The following is a 17,599-nucleotide window of genomic DNA, read 5'->3' as shown; positions in this document are numbered from 1 at the left end:
TGTCAGCGCGCCTAACCGAGCTCGTCCGCCACTCGGACGGCGGGGATCCAGTCGATACCGAATACCCGGGCCACCTCGGAGAAGGTCGAGGAGTCCGCGTCGGTGCTGGTCGCGGAGGCGATGAGACGGGACAACATCACCGTCCCCGCTCGTTCTTCGATCGTGCCCGCCGCCGCCAGCAGCGACCAGGTGCAGATCTGATGGTTCCGGTGTGCGCGGCCCATCGTCTGCTCGGCCAGAAGCCCCGAGTAGCGGGCCTGGTGAAAGAAGCCCCTGCGCGGGGTGTCGGTCGCGAACGAGCCGTCGGCGAACTGCTCGCCCGCTTGCAGGTTGATCGCAGTGGGGGTGTTGAACACCACCACCGGCGTCTCGCCCCGCTGGAACCGCATCCGCTCGGACTCGGCCTGCGGGTTCGAGCCGTAGATCCGTGCGACCGGGATCCCGTCGGCCTCGAGCATCTCGGCCACCGGGTGCGCGGCCGTGGACACCATCTCGGTGGCGATCAGCACTTGGTAGCCGCGCTCGAGTTCGGCCTTGGCCGCCGCGACCGTGTGCTCGACCCGGATCATCGACGCCTTCTGACGCAGCCTCACCAGTGCGGCCAGCCCGCGGGCGACGTTGTTGCCCGTCCGGGCCAGCTGCATCTCGCGTTGGAAGTCGCCCCACTCCAGCTCGTAGGCACGCCACTGGTCCGGGGTCAGCTCCACCAGGTCCACGTCGAAGGGCGGCGGCCCCCACGGCGCAGACCGGGTGAGCATCAGCGGCGGATCGTGCCGCAGCAGCATGTCGCGTACGTCGCTGATGGCGGCCTGCTGGGTCTGCAGCGACTCCTTGGCCTCCGCGGTCCACGTCCACTTGCCGTACGAGGTCTCCAGGGGCACGCCCCGCTCGGCCAGGGCCCCACCGAAGTCAGCCCACCGGGCTGGTGGATCGCCGTGCACCTGCGCGTACAGCGACGACAGGTAGCCCCACTCGCCCGGGTGATGCCCCGGGGTGGCGGTGATCGTCAGCACGAACGGGGCCTTCTCGGGCGGGCCGTCCATGCGGGTCAGTCGACGCATGTAGCTGGTCCGCTTGCTGGCGTGCCGGAACTGGTGGGCCTCGTCGATCACCGCGACGTCGACCTTGAGCCGCGGCCGCCCGTTCCGGGCCATGAGTTTGCCGAGGCTGTCGGAGGACATGATGATCCACCGCAGATCGTCGTCGCCCAGTGCCGCGACGGTGCGCCGCCACGACGGGATGGTGATGCGCGCCGGCCGGTCCACCGTCACCAGGATCGTGCGGGCACCGCGCGTTGCGGCGATGGCCTTCGCCGCGGCCACCGCCACCAGCGTCTTGCCGGTGCCCACATCGTTGGCCAGGTGGACCTGCCGGAACTGTCGCTCGGCGGCGGCGACTATCGCGTCCACGTCCGCGCGTTGCTCCGGCCGAAGCGACATCGACGCGGCGGTCGCGCCCGGGCCTTCGCTGCCGTTGAGTTCGTCCTCGAGCCACCGCAGGTAGGAGTACGGCTTGCTGGCGTAGGCCTCAAGTGCGCTCGGCAGGGTGGTGCCGACGAAGGCGTGCGCGGTGAGCGACTTGTAGTAGGTCACCCCAGCCGGCATCCCGCCGCCGAGCCCTCCCCACGGGAGCTCCAGCAGCCACACCCGCTGACCGGCCGGGATCGACGGAACCGCCGGCGCCGCGCTGGGCCTCTTGGCCGGCTTCGCCCGGGGGGAGGTGGGCTTGCTCCTGGTCGTGGCCTTGCGCGAGCTCGTCTTGCGCTTGGTGGTTGCCTTGCGCGCGGACCGGGCCGCCATCAGATGCCGCCCCGGTTGCGGGCGGTGATGAGGGCGGGTGAGTCCACTGAGTCCTCCTGGGTGGTCCTGGCGGGGTCGGGCTCACTCTAGGGGCCGGGTACGTCACCGACGGCGTCCGATGGTGGGCATCCCGCCGGGCCGCCGGGCCGCCGGGCCGCCGGGCCGCCGGACCGCCGGACCGCCGAGCCGCCGGGGCGAGCGTGGGGAGCCGGCGTGAGTCCGCGTGGCGTGGACGGCGCTTGGGTCCGATGACGACGACGACAACCCGCCGCGGCCGGAACTCTGGCCGGGGCCCGTTGGTATCCGGGCACAACCAGCACCCCAACAACTAGTCGATCAAGTCGAGATAGGTTCGGCGCGCTTTCATTGCGCGGATCGACGAATGGTCATGAGGCGGCGGCCCACTCTGCGAGGGCGCTTCGAATCGCCTCTGATCGATTGAGGTGCTCCCGATCCGCTCGGGCCATCACCGCCTTGAGTTCGGCTTCTGTCAATCGGACCGGAACTACTTGGGCCGCGTGTTCTGCTCGGGCCGGGCGACCCTTCCGCTTCTTCAGCCAGGCGGGGTCGTACCCCTCCTCGGCCTCGGCAACCCAGGCGTCGAGCTGTTCCTCCGAGACGGGCTTGCCCTGAATCTTCCGCTCCATAGGCAGTATCGTAATACGAATCAACCGGTGCTGGAAGGCGGCAGTTCGCGGTCCGGCCGCGGGTCGGGCGGGCGCTGCTGCGACCTGAGTGCAGGTACGCGCGGAATGGACCAGACCGGGCGCACCTCCGGGCCGGCGGCGTACATAGGGGACTCACCACCCGGGAGGGGCGAAGGCCGGCCAGGCGGGGGCTGGGTGAGCGCCCCCGGCCCAGCCTCATCCCGCCCTCTGGACCGACGTGGAACAATGGCCAGCGGACTGCGCCCGCCTAGCGGCGCCGGCCACGCACACGAACCCACGAACTTCCCCCAAGGAGCACAGATGGCGCTTATCGAGCAGGTCGGAGCCCGGGAGATCCTCGATTCGCGAGGCAACCCCACCGTCGAGGTGGAGGTGCTTCTGGACGACGGCTCGTTCGGCCGCGCCGCCGTGCCGTCCGGCGCGTCGACGGGCGCCCACGAGGCCGTGGAGCTGCGCGATGAGGACGAGCGCTACATGGGCAAGGGCGTCACCAAGGCCGTCGAGGCCGTGCTGGATGTCCTCGCCCCCGCCGTCATCGGCATCCCCGCCGAGGATCAGCGCGTCGTGGACGAGGCCCTCCTCGACGCCGACGGCACCCCCAACAAGTCGACCGTCGGCGCCAACGCTGTCCTCGGCGTCTCGCTGGCCGTCGCCCGCGCCGCCGCCGAGTCGTCCGGCCTCGAGCTGTACCGCTTCATCGGCGGTGCCAACGCCCACGTACTGCCCGTGCCGATGATGAACATCCTCAACGGTGGCGCCCATGCCGACTCGGGCGTCGACGTGCAGGAGTTCATGATCGCCCCCATCGGCGCGCCCACGTTCCGTGAGGCCCTGCGTATGGGCACCGAGGTGTACCACCACCTCAAGACCGTCATCAAGGACCGCGGCCTGTCGACCGGCCTGGGCGACGAGGGCGGGTTCGCCCCCTCCGTCGAGTCCACCACCGCCGCGCTCGACCTCATCGCCGAGGCCATCGAGAAGGCCGGCTACTCGCTCGGCACCGACGTGGCCCTCGCGCTCGACGTGGCGGCCACCGAGTTCTACTCCGGCGGCAAGTACCACTTCGAGGGCAAGCAGCTCTCCGCCGCCGAGATGGCCGACGTCTACGCCGAGCTCGTGAACAAGTACGCGCTGGTCTCCATCGAGGACCCGCTCGACGAGGACGACTGGGACGGCTGGAAGACGCTGACCGACATGATCGGCGACAAGGTGCAGCTGGTCGGCGACGACCTCTTTGTCACCAACCCGCAGCGCCTGGCTGAGGGCATCGAGAAGGGCCTGGCCAACGCCCTGCTGGTCAAGGTCAACCAGATCGGCACCCTCACCGAGACGCTGGACGCCGTGGACCTGGCCCACCGCAACCGCTACGCCTCGATGATGTCGCACCGCTCCGGCGAGACCGAGGACACGACCATCGCCGACCTCGCCGTGGCCTGCAATTGTGGCCAGATCAAGACCGGCGCCCCGGCCCGCTCCGAGCGCGTGGCCAAGTACAACCAGCTGCTGCGCATCGAGGAGATGCTCGGCGACGCTGCCCGGTACGCCGGCACCGAGGCGTTCCCGCGCTTCAACGCCTGACGGCACCAACACCGCCCGTCGGCAGTTCGCTGCTGACGGGCACGTAGTCGGAAAGGAAGGCGCATGGCTCGCCCGCCCCGCCCCTCGGACCGCCGGGGAGACGCACGCGATCGTGCGGCGTCCCGGCGGCCCGGGGAGGCGTCGGGCGCCATCCGTCGCCGTGCGAACGGGACGGGCCGGGGGACCGCGGCGGACCGGGGGAGTAGCACCGGCCGCGGCCCGGGTGCTACCGGCCGCGACGGGGTCGACGGGCAGGCCGGGGCCGATCAGCCCGCCGACCCCACCCGCCGGGAGACGCCCCGCCGGCGGACGCCGAGCCGCGAACGGGACCGGCCCGTCCCGGCCTCTGCCCGCTCCGGCCGGGTCGGCACCACCGCGCATCCGGAGGCCCACCGCCTCACCACGCGCACGGACCTGTCCGACACCCTGCTGGGCCCGCGGAACTACACCCCGCGGCGGATCGGACTCCTCGCCGTCGTCGCCATCATCTTGCTCGTCACAGTGTCGTTCCCGCTGCGCAACCACTATCAGTTCCTGCGCGACGAGAAGACCGTGGCGCAGGAGCGGGCCGCGCTCGAGGCGACGATCGCCGAGCTCGAGGCCGAGGAGCAGATGCTCTCGGACCCGGCGTACATCGAGCAGCAGGCCCGCATCCGCTTTGGCGCCGTGAAGCCGGGGGAGACCCCGTACCGCGTGTCCATGGTCGACCCGATCGAGCAGGCCGTGGCCGAGCAGAAGGCCGCCGAGCTGGCGGCGCAGCCGTGGCAGACGCGCGTGTGGAACTCCATCGCCGAGCCCGCCGACCCGATCATGCCGGAGGACTCGGCGGTGCTCGAAGGCACGTCCATCCCCGGCGGCCCCGACACCCCGCCGGTGCCGGTCGTGCCCGGCGTGCCTGGTGCCGACGACCCCGCCGCCCCCATCCCGGGCGGCGTCCAAGAACAAACACAGGAGGACCCCCCAGCGTGAGCGCCGAGCAGAGCGTGTCCACGGAAGATCTCGAGGCGATCGAGGCCCAGCTGGGCCGGCCGCCGCGGGGCGTGCTGGAGGTGGCCTACCGCAGCCCTGACGGCCGGCCCGGGGTGGTCAAGACCGCGCCGCGGCTGGAGGACGGCACCCCGTTCCCCACGCTGTATTACCTGACCGATCCGCGGCTCACCGCCGAGGCGAGCCGCCAGGAGTCGGCGGGGATCATGAGGGGTATGACGACGAGGTTGTCCACCGACCCCGAGATGTCGGCCAATTATCGCCAGGCGCACGAGCGATACCTGGCGCAGCGCAACGCGATCGAGGACCTGGGCACCGACTTCTCCGGGGGCGGCATGCCCGAGCGCGTCAAGTGCCTGCACGTGCTGATGGCGTACGCGCTGGCCGAGGGGCCGGGCGTGGTGTGGCTGGGCGACGAGTCGGTGGCGCTGGCCTGCGAGGCCGGGTTGCGCGGCGACGCCCTGCCCGCCGACTGGCCCACGCCCGAGGAGCTGGGGATCCCGGACTACGTGGCGATGGACCAGCAGTGAGTTCGGCTTCCGGGGCCCAGGTGTCCGAGTCGGGCGCCGGCAGCTTCGTCGGAGGGGGCGGCGACGCCCGTCCCGGCGCGGTCCGGGTGGGCGCGATCGACTGCGGCACCAACTCCATCCGGCTGCTGGTCGCCGAGGGCGTCCCCGGCGAGGTCGGGTTGGTGGACGTAACCCGCGAGATGCGGATCATCCGACTCGGCGAGGGCGTGGACGCGACTGGGCGGCTCTCGGACGGCGCGCTCTCTCGCTGCCGCACCGCGCTCGCGGACTACGCCGCCACGATGGCTGAGCTCGGTGTGCAGTCGGTGCGGATGGTCGCCACCTCCGCCACCCGCGACGCCCGCAACAAGGACGAGTTCTTCGGTATGACCGCCGAGGTACTCGGTCGGCACTTCCCGGGCGCGCAGGCCGAGGTGATCTCCGGGCAGACCGAGGCCGAGCTGACCTTTGCCGGCGGGGTGTCCGACCTGTCGGCGTCCGACGGCCCGTTCGTTGTGACCGATCTCGGCGGCGGGTCCACGGAGATCGTGGTGGGCGAGCTCGTCCGCGGCGAGGTGCAGCTTCTGGGGGCCCGCAGCCTCGACGTGGGCTGCGTGCGCATCACCGAGCGGGTACTCCACTCGGACCCGCCCACGGCCGGCGAGATCGCCGAGGCCCGCGCGGTGGTCGCCGACGCACTGACCGAGGCCGGCGACGTCCCGGTGGGACGGGCCGCCCGCTGGGTGGGCGTGGCCGGCACCTTCACCACTCTGTCCGCGTTAGCGCAGGGGTTGGGGGAGTACGACCCACAGCGGATCCACGGCAGCGTCATCACGTTGGACCGGATGCGGGAGGTGTGCGACCGCCTGGTCGCCTCGTCGGTGACCGAGCGCCGCAGCATGGGGCCGATGCATCCGGGTCGTGCGGACGTGATCGGTGGGGGCTCCATCGTGGTCCAGGCGCTGTGTGATGAGATGGCAGAGCGCGCGGGGTTGTCCGAGCTCACGGTGAGTGAGAAGGACATCCTGGACGGCATTGGGATGTCGGTGCTGACCCGGCTGGCCACTTAAGCCTGGCCCGACGGCCCGCGCGCCACCCGGCCCCGCTGTGGCGAGGTCGGCAAGCCCCCATAGCCCAATTGGCAGAGGCAGACGGCTTAAAACCGTCAAAGTGTCGGTTCGAGTCCGACTGGGGGCACCGCTTGAGCGTACTGGCGAGCCCCCGCACGGACCCTGAGGAGCTTCTTCCGCACGCACGACCGGAAGTGCACCGCCGCGGTTCCGCCGTCTCGGAAGTAGTGCTTCATGCGCTAGGTCACGACGCCGTCGGCCGCGTCGTCGTCCGTGGACTTCACAGTGGTGTGGACCCATGTGTACTTGACATCGCGAGTTCTACGTCGCAGTTGTGCTCCCTCCACCCGAACTCGGCGACCGCGCGCAGGTCTCGTGCCGCGCGTCCCACTGGTCCGTGAGCTGCTTCGAGTAGAAGTGGTAGCCCGAGTCCGCCACAGCCCCGTCGCCATCTGTCCACCGGCGGTCGAGGCCGCAGTGGCATGCATCAGCTTTTTTTTGGGGGGGGTCGACCACATCTGATACCAGACGCAATCCGCGGGCCGGGCAAAATGGTCGACATGTTCATCATCGGGTCCGGGCCAAGTGAGCTTCATGCTCATATGGCTCTCGACCGCCGCCTTCACCAGCTTTACCCCCAGAACAACGCGCAGACCTCGGTTGTGGCGACCTCCGTCCACGACGGAAACTGGTCCGTTCTGGTCACCGTTCACCAAGGCATTTCAGGGAAGGAGTCCCGTTGACCCCAGAGGAAGCCCGCTCGCTCGGCCGCGCCATCCGCGCCGCACGTATGGAGGCCGGACTCACCCAGCTCAAACTGGCAGTGGCCATCGGCGTGAAATCCCCATGGATCAGCGCATGGGAACGCGGCCAGTCACAACCGACCGCCTATAGACAGGCCACGCCACCCGCCGTCATCAGTCGCGATCAGCTCACAGCAATCGCTGGTGCGCTCGACTGCTCGATCAGATCCATCGCCAATCGAGCCGCGCTATCAGCCGCCACCCGAATCCTCTACGGACTCGAACCACTCGGCCCCGCCCGCACCATCGTCGGAGGCCAATACTTCGACCTCACCGACGCCGAAGCCGACCGCGTCACCGACTTCATCACCGGGCTCATCGCCGCCCGAGACCTCCACTAGGTGGATTAATTTGAGTAGACGTCCGATAAATCTGCGGCCCGGTCTCCGTATGACTACCGGGCCGCAGTTCAGCCGTGGTCCACGCCTCAGGGTTCGGACCTCATGTGTTCGGCCGGCCCGCTCAGGGCTCGATGAAGGTTCGAAGATGGTCGAGAATTTCCGCCGCCTTTGCGTCGTCCTGGCTCAACACCTCAAGCAGGCAGGCGATAGCGATAACGACAACCACTGTCGAGATCATCGATTCACCGCCCGACTGGTGTCAGCGACAACCTGGCCGATGCCGCTAGTGGTCATCGACTTGATGAAGTCCAGGTCCCCGGATGCAGCCGAGGCCGCAAGTGCGAGTTCCTGCTGGATCTGCGCCAACAGCGCAACTTGCTGGATCGCGTACGCGCCAGCGCGGGCCACGGCATCGACTTGGGTTTGGTGAACTTCGCCGGCCGCTGCGACACGGGCCCTCATGATCTCTGTGGAGTGATCGATCGTCGCCAAGCCGCGGGCGGTCTGACGGGAGAGGCGGCCTCCTGTAGCCGTTGGATACGAAGCGGGTGTGCTCGTTGGAATGCGCTGAAGTCCGGACACTGTAGTCTCCAATCAATTGGCTGTGCGGGTCACCCGCAAACAGCGGATCTGACGGAAAACACGCTAACTTCGCAGGTAGACAACGTAGAAGTACAAGCGTGATAGCACTAAGCCGGATAGAGTCGTGGCATGCGAGAGGGCGGTGATGAATCGGAACCGGAGCGGTTGTCTTACTGCCCGGACTACTTGCTGCCGATCATTAGGGAGCTCGAGGCCCGGTACGAGCGCTTCGATGAGCTCCGTAAGCAGGTGCTATTGCCGTACGGCTACAACACCGCGAGGGCATACTGGGGCGACTTGGACGACGTGTTCATGTGGGCTGAGGAACGTGACAAGGACGTACTCGCGCTGACCGTGCAGGACCTTCGCCAGTACGTGGCTCTTCTTCGCAGGAGAAAGTATAGCGAGAGCACCATCCGTCGGCGAATAACCGCGATGCGGAAGCTCTACGACGTCATCGGGCTGGAGCCAAATCCAGCGGACGCCGTCGTGATCAGGCGCGGCGACAAGCGTTGAGAGAGCACAGTGCGGCTCGCGGCCAGAATGCCCGGACTTGTGGTAGTCCTCTGGCAACCTGAGGGGGTCTGACAGTACAGCGCAACCGCGCTCGCACAAGTGTTCGATGAAATGCTAAAATACAAACATCAAATATAGAGGCAGTTAATCGAAGCCCAGGAGAGATTGAAATGTCACCGAAGACAAAAGAAGCGCAGCGAGCCGAGCTACACAAGACGATTTGGCGCATTGCCAATGACCTACGGGGTAGCGTCGACGGCTGGGACTTTAAGAGCTACGTGCTCGGCGTGCTGTTCTATCGATTCATCTCCGAGAATCTCACCGCTTATCTAAATAATCTTGAACATGAAGCCGGTGACACGAACTTCGATTACGCAAAGCTGGACGACGAGAATGCCGAGTTCGGTCGAAAAGATACGGTTGACGAAAAAGGATTCTACATTCTGCCATCTGAGCTCTTTCTTAATGTTCGTGAGCGTGCTGCGCGGGACGTCAATCTGAATGAGACGCTTGAGCGAGTTTTCAAGAACATCGAAGGTTCGGCTGTCGGCTCTGACAGCGAGGACGACCTCAAGGGACTGTTCGACGACCTCGACGTCAACAGCTCCAAGCTTGGGAACACTGTCGCTAGGCGCAACGAGAGGCTAGTCAAGCTGCTCGACGCCATCGGGGACCTCCCGCTCGGCAACTTCGAGGATAATTCGATCGACCTGTTCGGAGATGCCTACGAGTATCTCATGCAGATGTACGCATCTCAGGCCGGCAAATCAGGCGGTGAATACTACACTCCCCAGGAAGTCTCTGAAGTGCTCGCGAAGATCACTGTGGCGGGCAAGAAGAGGGTCAACCGAGTCTACGACCCGGCAGCCGGTTCAGGATCCCTACTGCTCAAGTTTGCCAAGGTGCTGGGCAAGGATAACGTCGGCGGGTTCTATGGCCAGGAAATCAACCTGACCACCTACAACCTTGCCCGTATTAACATGTTCCTACACGACGTGAACTACGAGAAGTTCGACATCGCACACGGTGACACACTCACTGATCCCGCGCACTGGGATGACGAGCCGTTCGAAGCGATCGTTTCCAATCCGCCCTACTCAATTAAGTGGGAGGGCGACGCCAACCCACTGCTGATCAACGACGAACGATTCGCCCCTGCGGGCGTACTTGCTCCGAAGTCTAAGGCTGACTTGGCCTTCACCATGCACATCCTGTCGTGGCTGGCAGTGAATGGAACCGCGGCGATTGTTGAGTTCCCGGGTGTGCTCTATCGTGGTGGTGCAGAGGCGAAGATCAGAAAGTATCTGATCGACAACAACTACGTCGATGCGGTGATACAGCTGCCGCCAGATCTGTTCTTCGGTACCACGATCGCCACCTGCATAATCGTGCTTAAGAAGTCCAAGTCGGACAATAGCGTGCTCTTCGTCGATGCCTCGGCAGAATTCAAGCGCCTTGGCAACAAGAACAAGCTGCTTCCGGAGAACCAGGATCGCATCCTCGACACCCTTGCGGCTCGCGTAGATGCCGACCATGTCGCGAAACTTGTGGCAAACGAAGAGATCGCGGCCAACGACTACAACATCGCAGTATCAAGCTTTGTTGAACAGGAAGATCTCAACGAGATCGTCGATATCGCCGAACTGAATGGAGAAATCGGCCGCATTGTGACTCGTCAACAACAACTCCGCACGTCTATAGATGACATCGTGGCAGAGCTGGAGGGCTCTAAGTGAGCCGTATAGACAATCTAATAGCCGAGTTGTGTCCGGATGGTGTGCGCCACGTGCCACTATCGGAGGTGGCTGACTACTCGCGAACGCGCGTTGTCGCTGCCGATCTTGACGGGACAAGCTTCGTTGGCGTCGATAATTTGGTAGGTGACAGGGGTGGTCGGGTTGACGCAACTTACCTACCGAACACCTCGCGTCTGACTGGGTATGAGCCCGGCGACATTTTAATGGGTAACATCCGGCCTTATCTCAAAAAGGTATGGCGCGCTACGAGTTCGGGTGGCTGCAGCGGTGATGTGCTTGCAATTAGAATTCGCGAAGGCTCGAACAGAGTTCTTTTGGCGGAATTTCTTTACTATCTCCTATCTTCAGATGCATTTTTTGCTTACAGCATGAGGTATGCGAAGGGTGCGAAAATGCCACGGGGTAATAAGGCTGCGATCATGAAGTACGGTATACCAATGCCTCCGCTCGAAGTCCAACGTGAGATTGTCAGAGTGTTGGACGATTACACTCAACTCGAGTTTGAGCTCAGATCAGAGCTGGAATCAGAAACGGAAGCACGTTGCCGTCAGCTTGATCACTTTCGCGGCGAACTTCTGTCGTTCGACTCTAGTATCGAGTGGACAAATCTGAGTGATGTTGCGGAATACGCGAACGGCAAGGCTCATGAGAAGTTGGCTGACCCCGAAGGTGATATACCGATCGTGACTGCTCGGTTTATTTCCCGTAACGGTGAAGCGAATCGATTTGTGCGATTGGGTGACATTCGGACGCCAGCGAGCGAAGGCGATACTGCGCTTGTGTTGAGTGACCTCCCGAATGGTCGTGCTCTGGCGAGAACCTTTTACATAGATCGAGACAATGCATATGCAATTAATCAACGGGTGGCGAGGATTCGTGTGAAGGACCGGGGCCGCGTCCATCCTAGGTTTCTCTATTACTTCCTTGATCGAAATCCTAACCTGCTGTCGCATGACAACGGGATGGATCAGACCCACCTGAGTAAATCGCAAGTTACCGGACTTCGTTTTCCGGTTCCTTCCATTGCTGAGCAGCAAAGGATAGTCGAAAGTCTGGATGCGCTCGAAACTGCAGTGAGTAGCCTTATCCTGGAGCTTTCTGCTGAATTGGCGGCTCGGCGCGATCAGTACGAGTACTACCGCGATAAACTGCTGACCTTCGAGGAGGCCGCCTCATGAGCCAAGCGAAGCCACGCAAGTACGACCCGATCGCAGTCTCAGCGGAGAGCACCGTCGTCGCTGAATATGTGCCTGATGAAGCGTCAGAGGTCGCGTATCAGTCCGAGGCTGCGCTTGAACGGGAGCTAATCAAGCTGCTGGAATCGCAAGCGTACGAGTATCTGGCGATCACCTCTGAAGCGCAGCTGGTGGCTAACCTCCGGACGCAACTGGAGGCGCTAAATCACATCACGTTCTCGGATGCAGAATGGGTTGACTTCTTCGAGAACAAGATCTCCGGAAAGAATGACGGCATCGCTGAGAAGACCGTGCGCGTCCAGGAAGATCATGTGCAGATCCTCAAACGTGATGATGGTTCAACGAAGAACATTACGTTGCTGGACAAGCAGAACATCCACAACAACCGGCTGCAGGTCATCAACCAGTACGAGGTGGACCGCGCCGATCCTTCTGAGGTGGAGAGTGCTGGCGGGCGCTACGCCAACCGCTACGACGTGACGGTCCTAGTAAACGGGCTGCCGATGGTGCACATCGAACTCAAGCGGCGTGGTGTCGACATCCGTGAAGCGTTCAACCAGATCAATCGCTACCAGCGCGATAGCTTCTGGGCGGGCTCTGGGCTGTTCGAGTACGTGCAGTTGTTCGTCATCAGCAACGGCACGCTGACGAAGTACTACTCAAACACGACTCGCAGTCAGCACCTCAAAGAGGGTCAGAAGACGGGCAACGGTCGCAAGACCTCAAATTCGTTCGAGTTCACGTCGTGGTGGGCTGATGCACAGAACAAGCCAGTCCAAGACCTGACGTCGTTTGCCAAGACCTTCTTCGCCAAGCACACGCTACTTAACATCCTGACCCGCTACTGCGTGCTGACCGCCGATCGGTTGCTGCTGGTAATGCGCCCGTACCAGATCGTCGCGACGGAGCGAATCTTGCAGCGCATCGACATTGCCACGAACTACAAGCAACTCGGCACAATCGCGGCCGGCGGCTACGTTTGGCACACCACGGGGTCGGGCAAGACGCTGACATCGTTCAAGACCGCACAACTGGCCTCGAAACTGCCGAGCGTGGAGAAGGTGTTATTCGTCGTTGACCGAAAGGACCTCGACTACCAGACGATGCGCGAGTACGACCGCTTCCAAAAGGGTGCGGCGAACTCCAACACCTCAACGGCGGTGTTGAAGAAGCAGCTCGAAGACCCGACTGCTCGGATCATAATCACGACGATCCAGAAGCTCTCGACCTTCATCAAGGCCAATAAGAATCACGGCATTACCAATGAGCACGTCGTGATCATCTTCGACGAGTGCCATCGTTCGCAGTTTGGTGATATGCACACCGACATCACCAAGGCGTTCAAGCGCTACAATCTGTTCGGTTTCACCGGCACGCCGATTTTCGCCGAGAACAGCGGCAGTGGCGGTAACCCGCAGTTCAAGACCACTGAGCAAGCTTTCGGTGAGAAGCTGCACACCTACACGATCGTTGACGCGATCACCGACAAGAATGTGTTGCCATTCCGGATCGATTACATCAATACGATCAAGGTCGGCAATCCTGACGACAAGCAGGTCTCGGCGATCGACCGAGAGAAGGCGCTACTGGATGAGCGCCGCATCGGCGAGATCGTCAGGTACACCCTGGAGCACTTCGACCAGAAGACGAAGCGTTCATCCAGCTACGAGCACTCAGTGGTGACCAATGTGTCTCAGGCGACGCGGACCCGTCGTCAAGCCGAAGCCGTACGCGAACGGAAGCGCGTGCGCGGCTTCAACGCCATCTTCGCTACTGCCTCGATTGAGGCAGCACGGATCTACTACAACGTGCTGAAGCGGGAGCAGGAAAAGCTGCCGACTGACAAGCGCCTCAAGATCGGGATGATCTACTCGTATGGCGCCAATGAAGCTGTCGAAGACGGGATCATCGATGACGAGGGCTTCGAGACCGACGATCTCCCGACCGATGCCCGCTCTGCCCTCGAAGATGCGATCGTCGACTACAACGAGATGTTCGGCACTAGCTACGACACCAGCGCCGACAAATTCCAGAACTACTACAAGGACCTGTCGCAGCGGCTGAAGAACCGCGAACTGGACCTGGTGATCGTGGTCAACATGTTCCTCACCGGGTTCGACGCAACCACGTTGAACACCCTGTTTGTGGACAAGAACCTGCGCGCGCACGGCCTGATCCAGGCATACTCCCGCACTAACCGCATCCTGAACTCGGTGAAGACCTACGGCAACATAGTGGCTTTTCGCGACCTCGAGGACGCCACCAACAAGGCGCTGGAGCTATTTGGGAATAAGGACGCCCGCGGAGTGGTGATCCTCAAGCCATACGGGGAGTACTACGGCGAGTACGCCGCGAAGGTGAACGAGATGCTGTCGGCGTTCCCGCTCGGACAACCGATCGTCGGTGAGGCTGCCCAGAAGGAATTCATCGTACTGTTCGGTCAGGTTCTTCGGCTGGAGAACATCCTCACCTCGTTTGACGACTTCGCCGGCAACGAGATCCTCAGCGAGCGCCAGGGGCAGGACTACCGCAGTGTCTACCTCGACCTCTATGCCGAGTTCCGTAAAGACAGGGACAGCGACAAGGAACTAATTAACGACGACGTGGTCTTCGAAGTCGAGCTGATCAAGCAGGTTGAAATCAACGTCGACTACATTCTAATGCTTGTCGCCAAGTTTCGCGAGGAGCATGGTGGCGATGGCGCGGACAAGAAGATTCGTGCTGAAATCTCCCGTGCGGTCGACGCGAGCCCAACCTTGCGAAACAAGAAGGACCTCATTGAAGACTTCGTCGACTCGGTATCCGTCGACGGTGCCATTGACGATGAGTGGCAGGCGTTCATTGCCGCTAGGCGCGAAGCTGAATTAGCTAAGATCATCGAAGAAGAGAATCTTCGTGCCGACAATGCGCGGGACTTCGTCGAGGCGTCGTTCCGCGCCGGTTCTCTGCGTACCACTGGTACCGCAATCACCAAGGTGCTACCGCCGGTATCTCGATTCGCGAGCGCTGGCGGCCATGGTGAGCGGAAGCAGCGCGTGATCCAGAAGTTGGGTGCATTCTACGAGCGATTCTTCGGGCTAAGTAGCGGGAGTGGCGAATAGTGACGGAACTTACAGAGCGGGACGCTCTTCGCCTTGTAAACCGCTACATTGGTGTAGACGGCGGCTATCTCGGGGACTTCAACTATCGGACACACACGGATTTCTATCCTGAGTATTGCGGCATCTACGACATCTTCCCGGACGAGTTCGAAGGCACTACCCGGCAACGGTTTATCACGATCTTGACCGGACAGACACCAGACCGGCAAGCAAAGATTTTGCGAGGGGTGCTGGAGCGGTTTCCTTCAGACTCTGAGGTTCGTCGACATTTCAAGCCTACTGTCGACGGATGGATTCGGCAGCTGGAGGGGGCGCCGGTCGTAGCGAGCCCCAAGCCGATTGAGTCGATGAGTGCAGTTGTTCGGCAGGCTTTGGTCGATGCAGAAAACCTTATTCGCACTAGCGGCCCGGCCAGTGCAGTGGATCGCGTACATACGGCGCTTCACGGACACATGAACGCACTCTGTGCAGAGGTTGACATTGCCCTGCCCAAGCGACCCACCCTACAATACGCGGTGAAGAGGCTTCGTGAGAATCATCCGCGACTCACCCCGACTGGGCAGCGCGCGGAGGAAGTCAGTCGGGTGCTCTATTCGATGGCAGCAACTCTTGATGCGCTGACGACGCTTCGGAATAATGCGACTCCTGCGCATCCCAATGATGCGCTGCTGGGCGAAGGGGAGGCGCTATTGGCGATAAACGCCGCACGCACTATTTTTGCTTACATCGATTTTAAAGTTCGGGGATAATGCCCGAAGATGCTCTTTGCGCTTACGGTTATACCATAAATATTGGACTAGTCAATAAAGGCTGATTTCCTTACACTAAGTTTATAGTGTTTAGTGAGGTAAAATGACGGACGATCGATTTGACTATGAAGTTCCAACTAGCGCCGAGATGCTCGCGGCGCAGAATGCGACCGAGTCGCTACGGTTGCTCGTCGCGCAACGCGCTTTGTACTCGAAATCAAAGCGCTGGATGGGGTTGCGCTGGATTGGAATGGCGGCGATTGCGATCCTTGGCCCCATTCTTTCGGTCTTTTTTCCAGGGACTGCCGTTGTCGCGGGCGCCGTCGCGGGCCTCTGGATATTCCTTGGTCGAACTACCCTTTCGCTTTGCGAGCGGCGCCAGGTGGATCAGGCGGCATCCCTTCAGGAGCTGTTTGACTTTCGGGTATTCGGAATGCCTAACACTGGGGCTCGCTCCACCACTCCACCGATTGAGGAAATCAACCTGCTGTCGGGTGACGATACAGAACTACAACAGCGAGTTAATAGCCAGAAGTTACGTAATTGGTACCCGATGGACGAAGAGCAAGATGGCCTTGTGTCCGTCGCGATCGCTCAGCGCGCTAATGCTTCGTATGCGGACCGATTGCTCCGAACTACTGCGCGCGTGTGGACCTGGATCGTAGTTGTTTGGGCTGCGGTAATAGTCAGTGCAGGGTTAGTTGTTGAAGTTGCCCTTAGTGACTTCATTCTCGCGATGGTGTTGCCACTTCTTCCCGCTTTTCTAGACATCTGGGAGTATCGGCGGCTCATCGCGCGGGCGGCTGACGACCGCCGCGATTTGGCAGCGGCTATCGAGCAGAAGCTTGCTGACGGTGCAGATAACTTGCAGTCGCAGGACCTCTTAGTTTGGCAAGCGAGACTATTTGACTTGCGGAGAGACGCACCACAAGTTCCAGATTTTATTTATTGGCTGAAGAGGAAGCAGAACGAAAGAGCTATGAAGAGTGCGGCGCACCAGATATCTAGTAATGTGAGGAAGAGTTGATGGCTCCGACAATAGCGAGTGCGTTTGATGAGTTCTATGTCTCCATTGCTGAAGACAACGACACGCGGGCCAAGGTGTCGCAAAGAAAAACTGCCGTAGTAAATTCGCTCATGACTGCTTTCCCCTCTTCTTCTACAATGCAGTACCAGTCTACAAAGGTGATTGGTTCTCTCGGACGTCACACGGCGAGCAGGCCGTTTGACGACATTGACTTATTAGTTCATCTGCATGTCGACCCGGACTTGTGGTCTTCCAGTTACCAGACGAACTCTTCAAGCTTCCTGTATAGAGTAAGGCAGTCACTGAATGACGCGTCTACCGTGAGGAAAATAGGAACCCGTGGACAGGCGGTGCGACTTTTTTACGCAGATGGTCTATCGGTTGATGTGGCAGCTGTAGTGAAGTACTCGGGTGGGGGATACGGTATACCCGACGGTTCGGGCGGGTGGCTGAACACAAATCCTCTGGAGCACGAGTCTTACATGAACCGCCGGAATAGCGAGCTTGGTGGCAACCTTAAGCGGTTCGTAGTCATTGCAAAACAATGGAATAGAGCTCACAGTTCTCGACTTTCTTCGTTCCATCTTGAAATGCTAGCTGCCCGGTCCTTCAGCTCTCTTGGTGCCAATAGAAGAACTGCGCTACGCATGTTTTTCGATCATAACCAATACAATCTTTCAGTCTTGGATCCCGCTGGATTTGGTGGAGACATTTCAAACTACTTGACTGATTCGGCAAGATCATTAGTCAATCAGTCGTTAGGTTCTGCGCGTGCCAGGGCCGACTTGGCGATTGCTGCTGAGGATCGAGGTGACCACGAGGAAGCTATTCGTCAATGGGGAATTATATTGGGGGACCGTTTTCCGGCTTACGGATAGTTTTGTCGTCATCTTGGTAGTTCGGCGCTATGGTTTGC

The 17,599-nt window shown here is 61.8% G+C and carries 15 protein-coding genes and 1 tRNA gene; 13 read left to right on the top strand and 3 right to left on the bottom strand.

Annotated features, from left to right (window positions below; genetic code table 11):
- Nucleotides 1-11 precede the first annotated feature (11 nt).
- Nucleotides 12-1,799 (bottom strand): DEAD/DEAH box helicase family protein, encoded by a 1,788-nt coding sequence (locus VZF99_RS10190; RefSeq protein WP_407334691.1) that lies wholly within the window; start codon nt 1,797-1,799, stop codon nt 12-14.
- Between the two features lie 386 nt (nt 1,800-2,185).
- Complete coding sequence (locus VZF99_RS10185; protein ID WP_407334690.1) at nt 2,186-2,446, bottom strand: ribbon-helix-helix protein, CopG family; 261 nt, start codon at nt 2,444-2,446, stop codon at nt 2,186-2,188.
- A 321-nt stretch (nt 2,447-2,767) separates the two neighbouring features.
- On the opposite strand from VZF99_RS10185, the gene eno reads away from it, so the two are divergent.
- From eno to VZF99_RS10155, 6 genes are all read left to right on the top strand, one after another.
- Nucleotides 2,768-4,045: a phosphopyruvate hydratase gene (gene eno, locus VZF99_RS10180; protein ID WP_407334689.1), complete on the top strand. Its 1,278-nt coding sequence runs from the start codon at nt 2,768-2,770 to the stop codon at nt 4,043-4,045.
- A gap of 63 nt (nt 4,046-4,108) precedes the next feature.
- A complete protein-coding gene (locus VZF99_RS10175) occupies nt 4,109-5,014 on the top strand; it encodes an FtsB family cell division protein (protein WP_407334688.1) in 906 nt (301 codons plus the stop codon).
- Nucleotides 5,011-5,562: a DUF501 domain-containing protein gene (locus VZF99_RS10170; RefSeq protein WP_407334687.1), complete on the top strand. Its 552-nt coding sequence runs from the start codon at nt 5,011-5,013 to the stop codon at nt 5,560-5,562. Before VZF99_RS10175 ends, VZF99_RS10170 begins: the two co-directional genes overlap by 4 nt.
- Before the next feature lie 86 nt (nt 5,563-5,648).
- Nucleotides 5,649-6,611, top strand: a complete 963-nt coding sequence (locus VZF99_RS10165; RefSeq protein ID WP_407336110.1) for an exopolyphosphatase — start codon at nt 5,649-5,651, stop codon at nt 6,609-6,611.
- Between the two features lie 53 nt (nt 6,612-6,664).
- Nucleotides 6,665-6,738, top strand: a tRNA-Leu gene (locus VZF99_RS10160).
- 612 nt (nt 6,739-7,350) lie between these two features.
- Nucleotides 7,351-7,755 carry a helix-turn-helix domain-containing protein gene (locus tag VZF99_RS10155; RefSeq protein ID WP_407334686.1) on the top strand — a complete coding sequence of 135 codons (405 nt, stop codon included), beginning with the start codon at nt 7,351-7,353 and terminating at the stop codon, nt 7,753-7,755.
- Between the two features lie 234 nt (nt 7,756-7,989).
- Here VZF99_RS10155 and VZF99_RS10150 read toward each other — a convergent pair whose 3' ends face one another.
- A complete protein-coding gene (locus VZF99_RS10150) occupies nt 7,990-8,247 on the bottom strand; it encodes a hypothetical protein (protein ID WP_407334685.1) in 258 nt (85 codons plus the stop codon).
- 219 nt (nt 8,248-8,466) lie between these two features.
- Here VZF99_RS10150 and VZF99_RS10145 point away from each other — a divergent pair, with 219 nt between their 5' ends.
- The 7 genes from VZF99_RS10145 to VZF99_RS10115 all read left to right on the top strand — a co-directional run bounded on the left by VZF99_RS10145 (nt 8,467) and on the right by VZF99_RS10115 (nt 17,561).
- On the top strand, nt 8,467-8,853 hold the full coding sequence (locus tag VZF99_RS10145) for a site-specific integrase (RefSeq protein WP_407334684.1): 387 nt from the start codon (nt 8,467-8,469) through the stop codon (nt 8,851-8,853).
- A gap of 170 nt (nt 8,854-9,023) precedes the next feature.
- Complete coding sequence (locus tag VZF99_RS10140; protein ID WP_407334683.1) at nt 9,024-10,589, top strand: type I restriction-modification system subunit M; 1,566 nt, start codon at nt 9,024-9,026, stop codon at nt 10,587-10,589.
- A gap of 65 nt (nt 10,590-10,654) precedes the next feature.
- On the top strand, nt 10,655-11,788 hold the full coding sequence (locus tag VZF99_RS10135) for a restriction endonuclease subunit S (protein WP_407334682.1): 1,134 nt from the start codon (nt 10,655-10,657) through the stop codon (nt 11,786-11,788).
- Nucleotides 11,785-14,907: a type I restriction endonuclease subunit R gene (locus VZF99_RS10130; protein ID WP_407334681.1), complete on the top strand. Its 3,123-nt coding sequence runs from the start codon at nt 11,785-11,787 to the stop codon at nt 14,905-14,907. The genes VZF99_RS10135 and VZF99_RS10130 overlap by 4 nt, the downstream gene beginning before the upstream one ends.
- Nucleotides 14,907-15,656 (top strand): abortive infection family protein, encoded by a 750-nt coding sequence (locus tag VZF99_RS10125; protein ID WP_407334680.1) that lies wholly within the window; start codon nt 14,907-14,909, stop codon nt 15,654-15,656. The genes VZF99_RS10130 and VZF99_RS10125 overlap by 1 nt, the downstream gene beginning before the upstream one ends.
- Nucleotides 15,657-15,759: 103 nt before the next feature.
- Complete coding sequence (locus VZF99_RS10120; protein ID WP_407334679.1) at nt 15,760-16,683, top strand: S-4TM family putative pore-forming effector; 924 nt, start codon at nt 15,760-15,762, stop codon at nt 16,681-16,683.
- On the top strand, nt 16,683-17,561 hold the full coding sequence (locus VZF99_RS10115) for an SMODS domain-containing nucleotidyltransferase (RefSeq protein WP_407334678.1): 879 nt from the start codon (nt 16,683-16,685) through the stop codon (nt 17,559-17,561). The genes VZF99_RS10120 and VZF99_RS10115 overlap by 1 nt, the downstream gene beginning before the upstream one ends.
- Nucleotides 17,562-17,599 lie beyond the last annotated feature (38 nt).

Source organism: Dietzia kunjamensis, from assembly GCF_045689975.1.
Taxonomy (GTDB): Bacteria; Actinomycetota; Actinomycetes; order Mycobacteriales; family Mycobacteriaceae; genus Dietzia; species Dietzia kunjamensis.
Note: the sequence above shows the minus strand (reverse complement) of the source record. Positions and strands in the feature narration are given on the sequence as shown.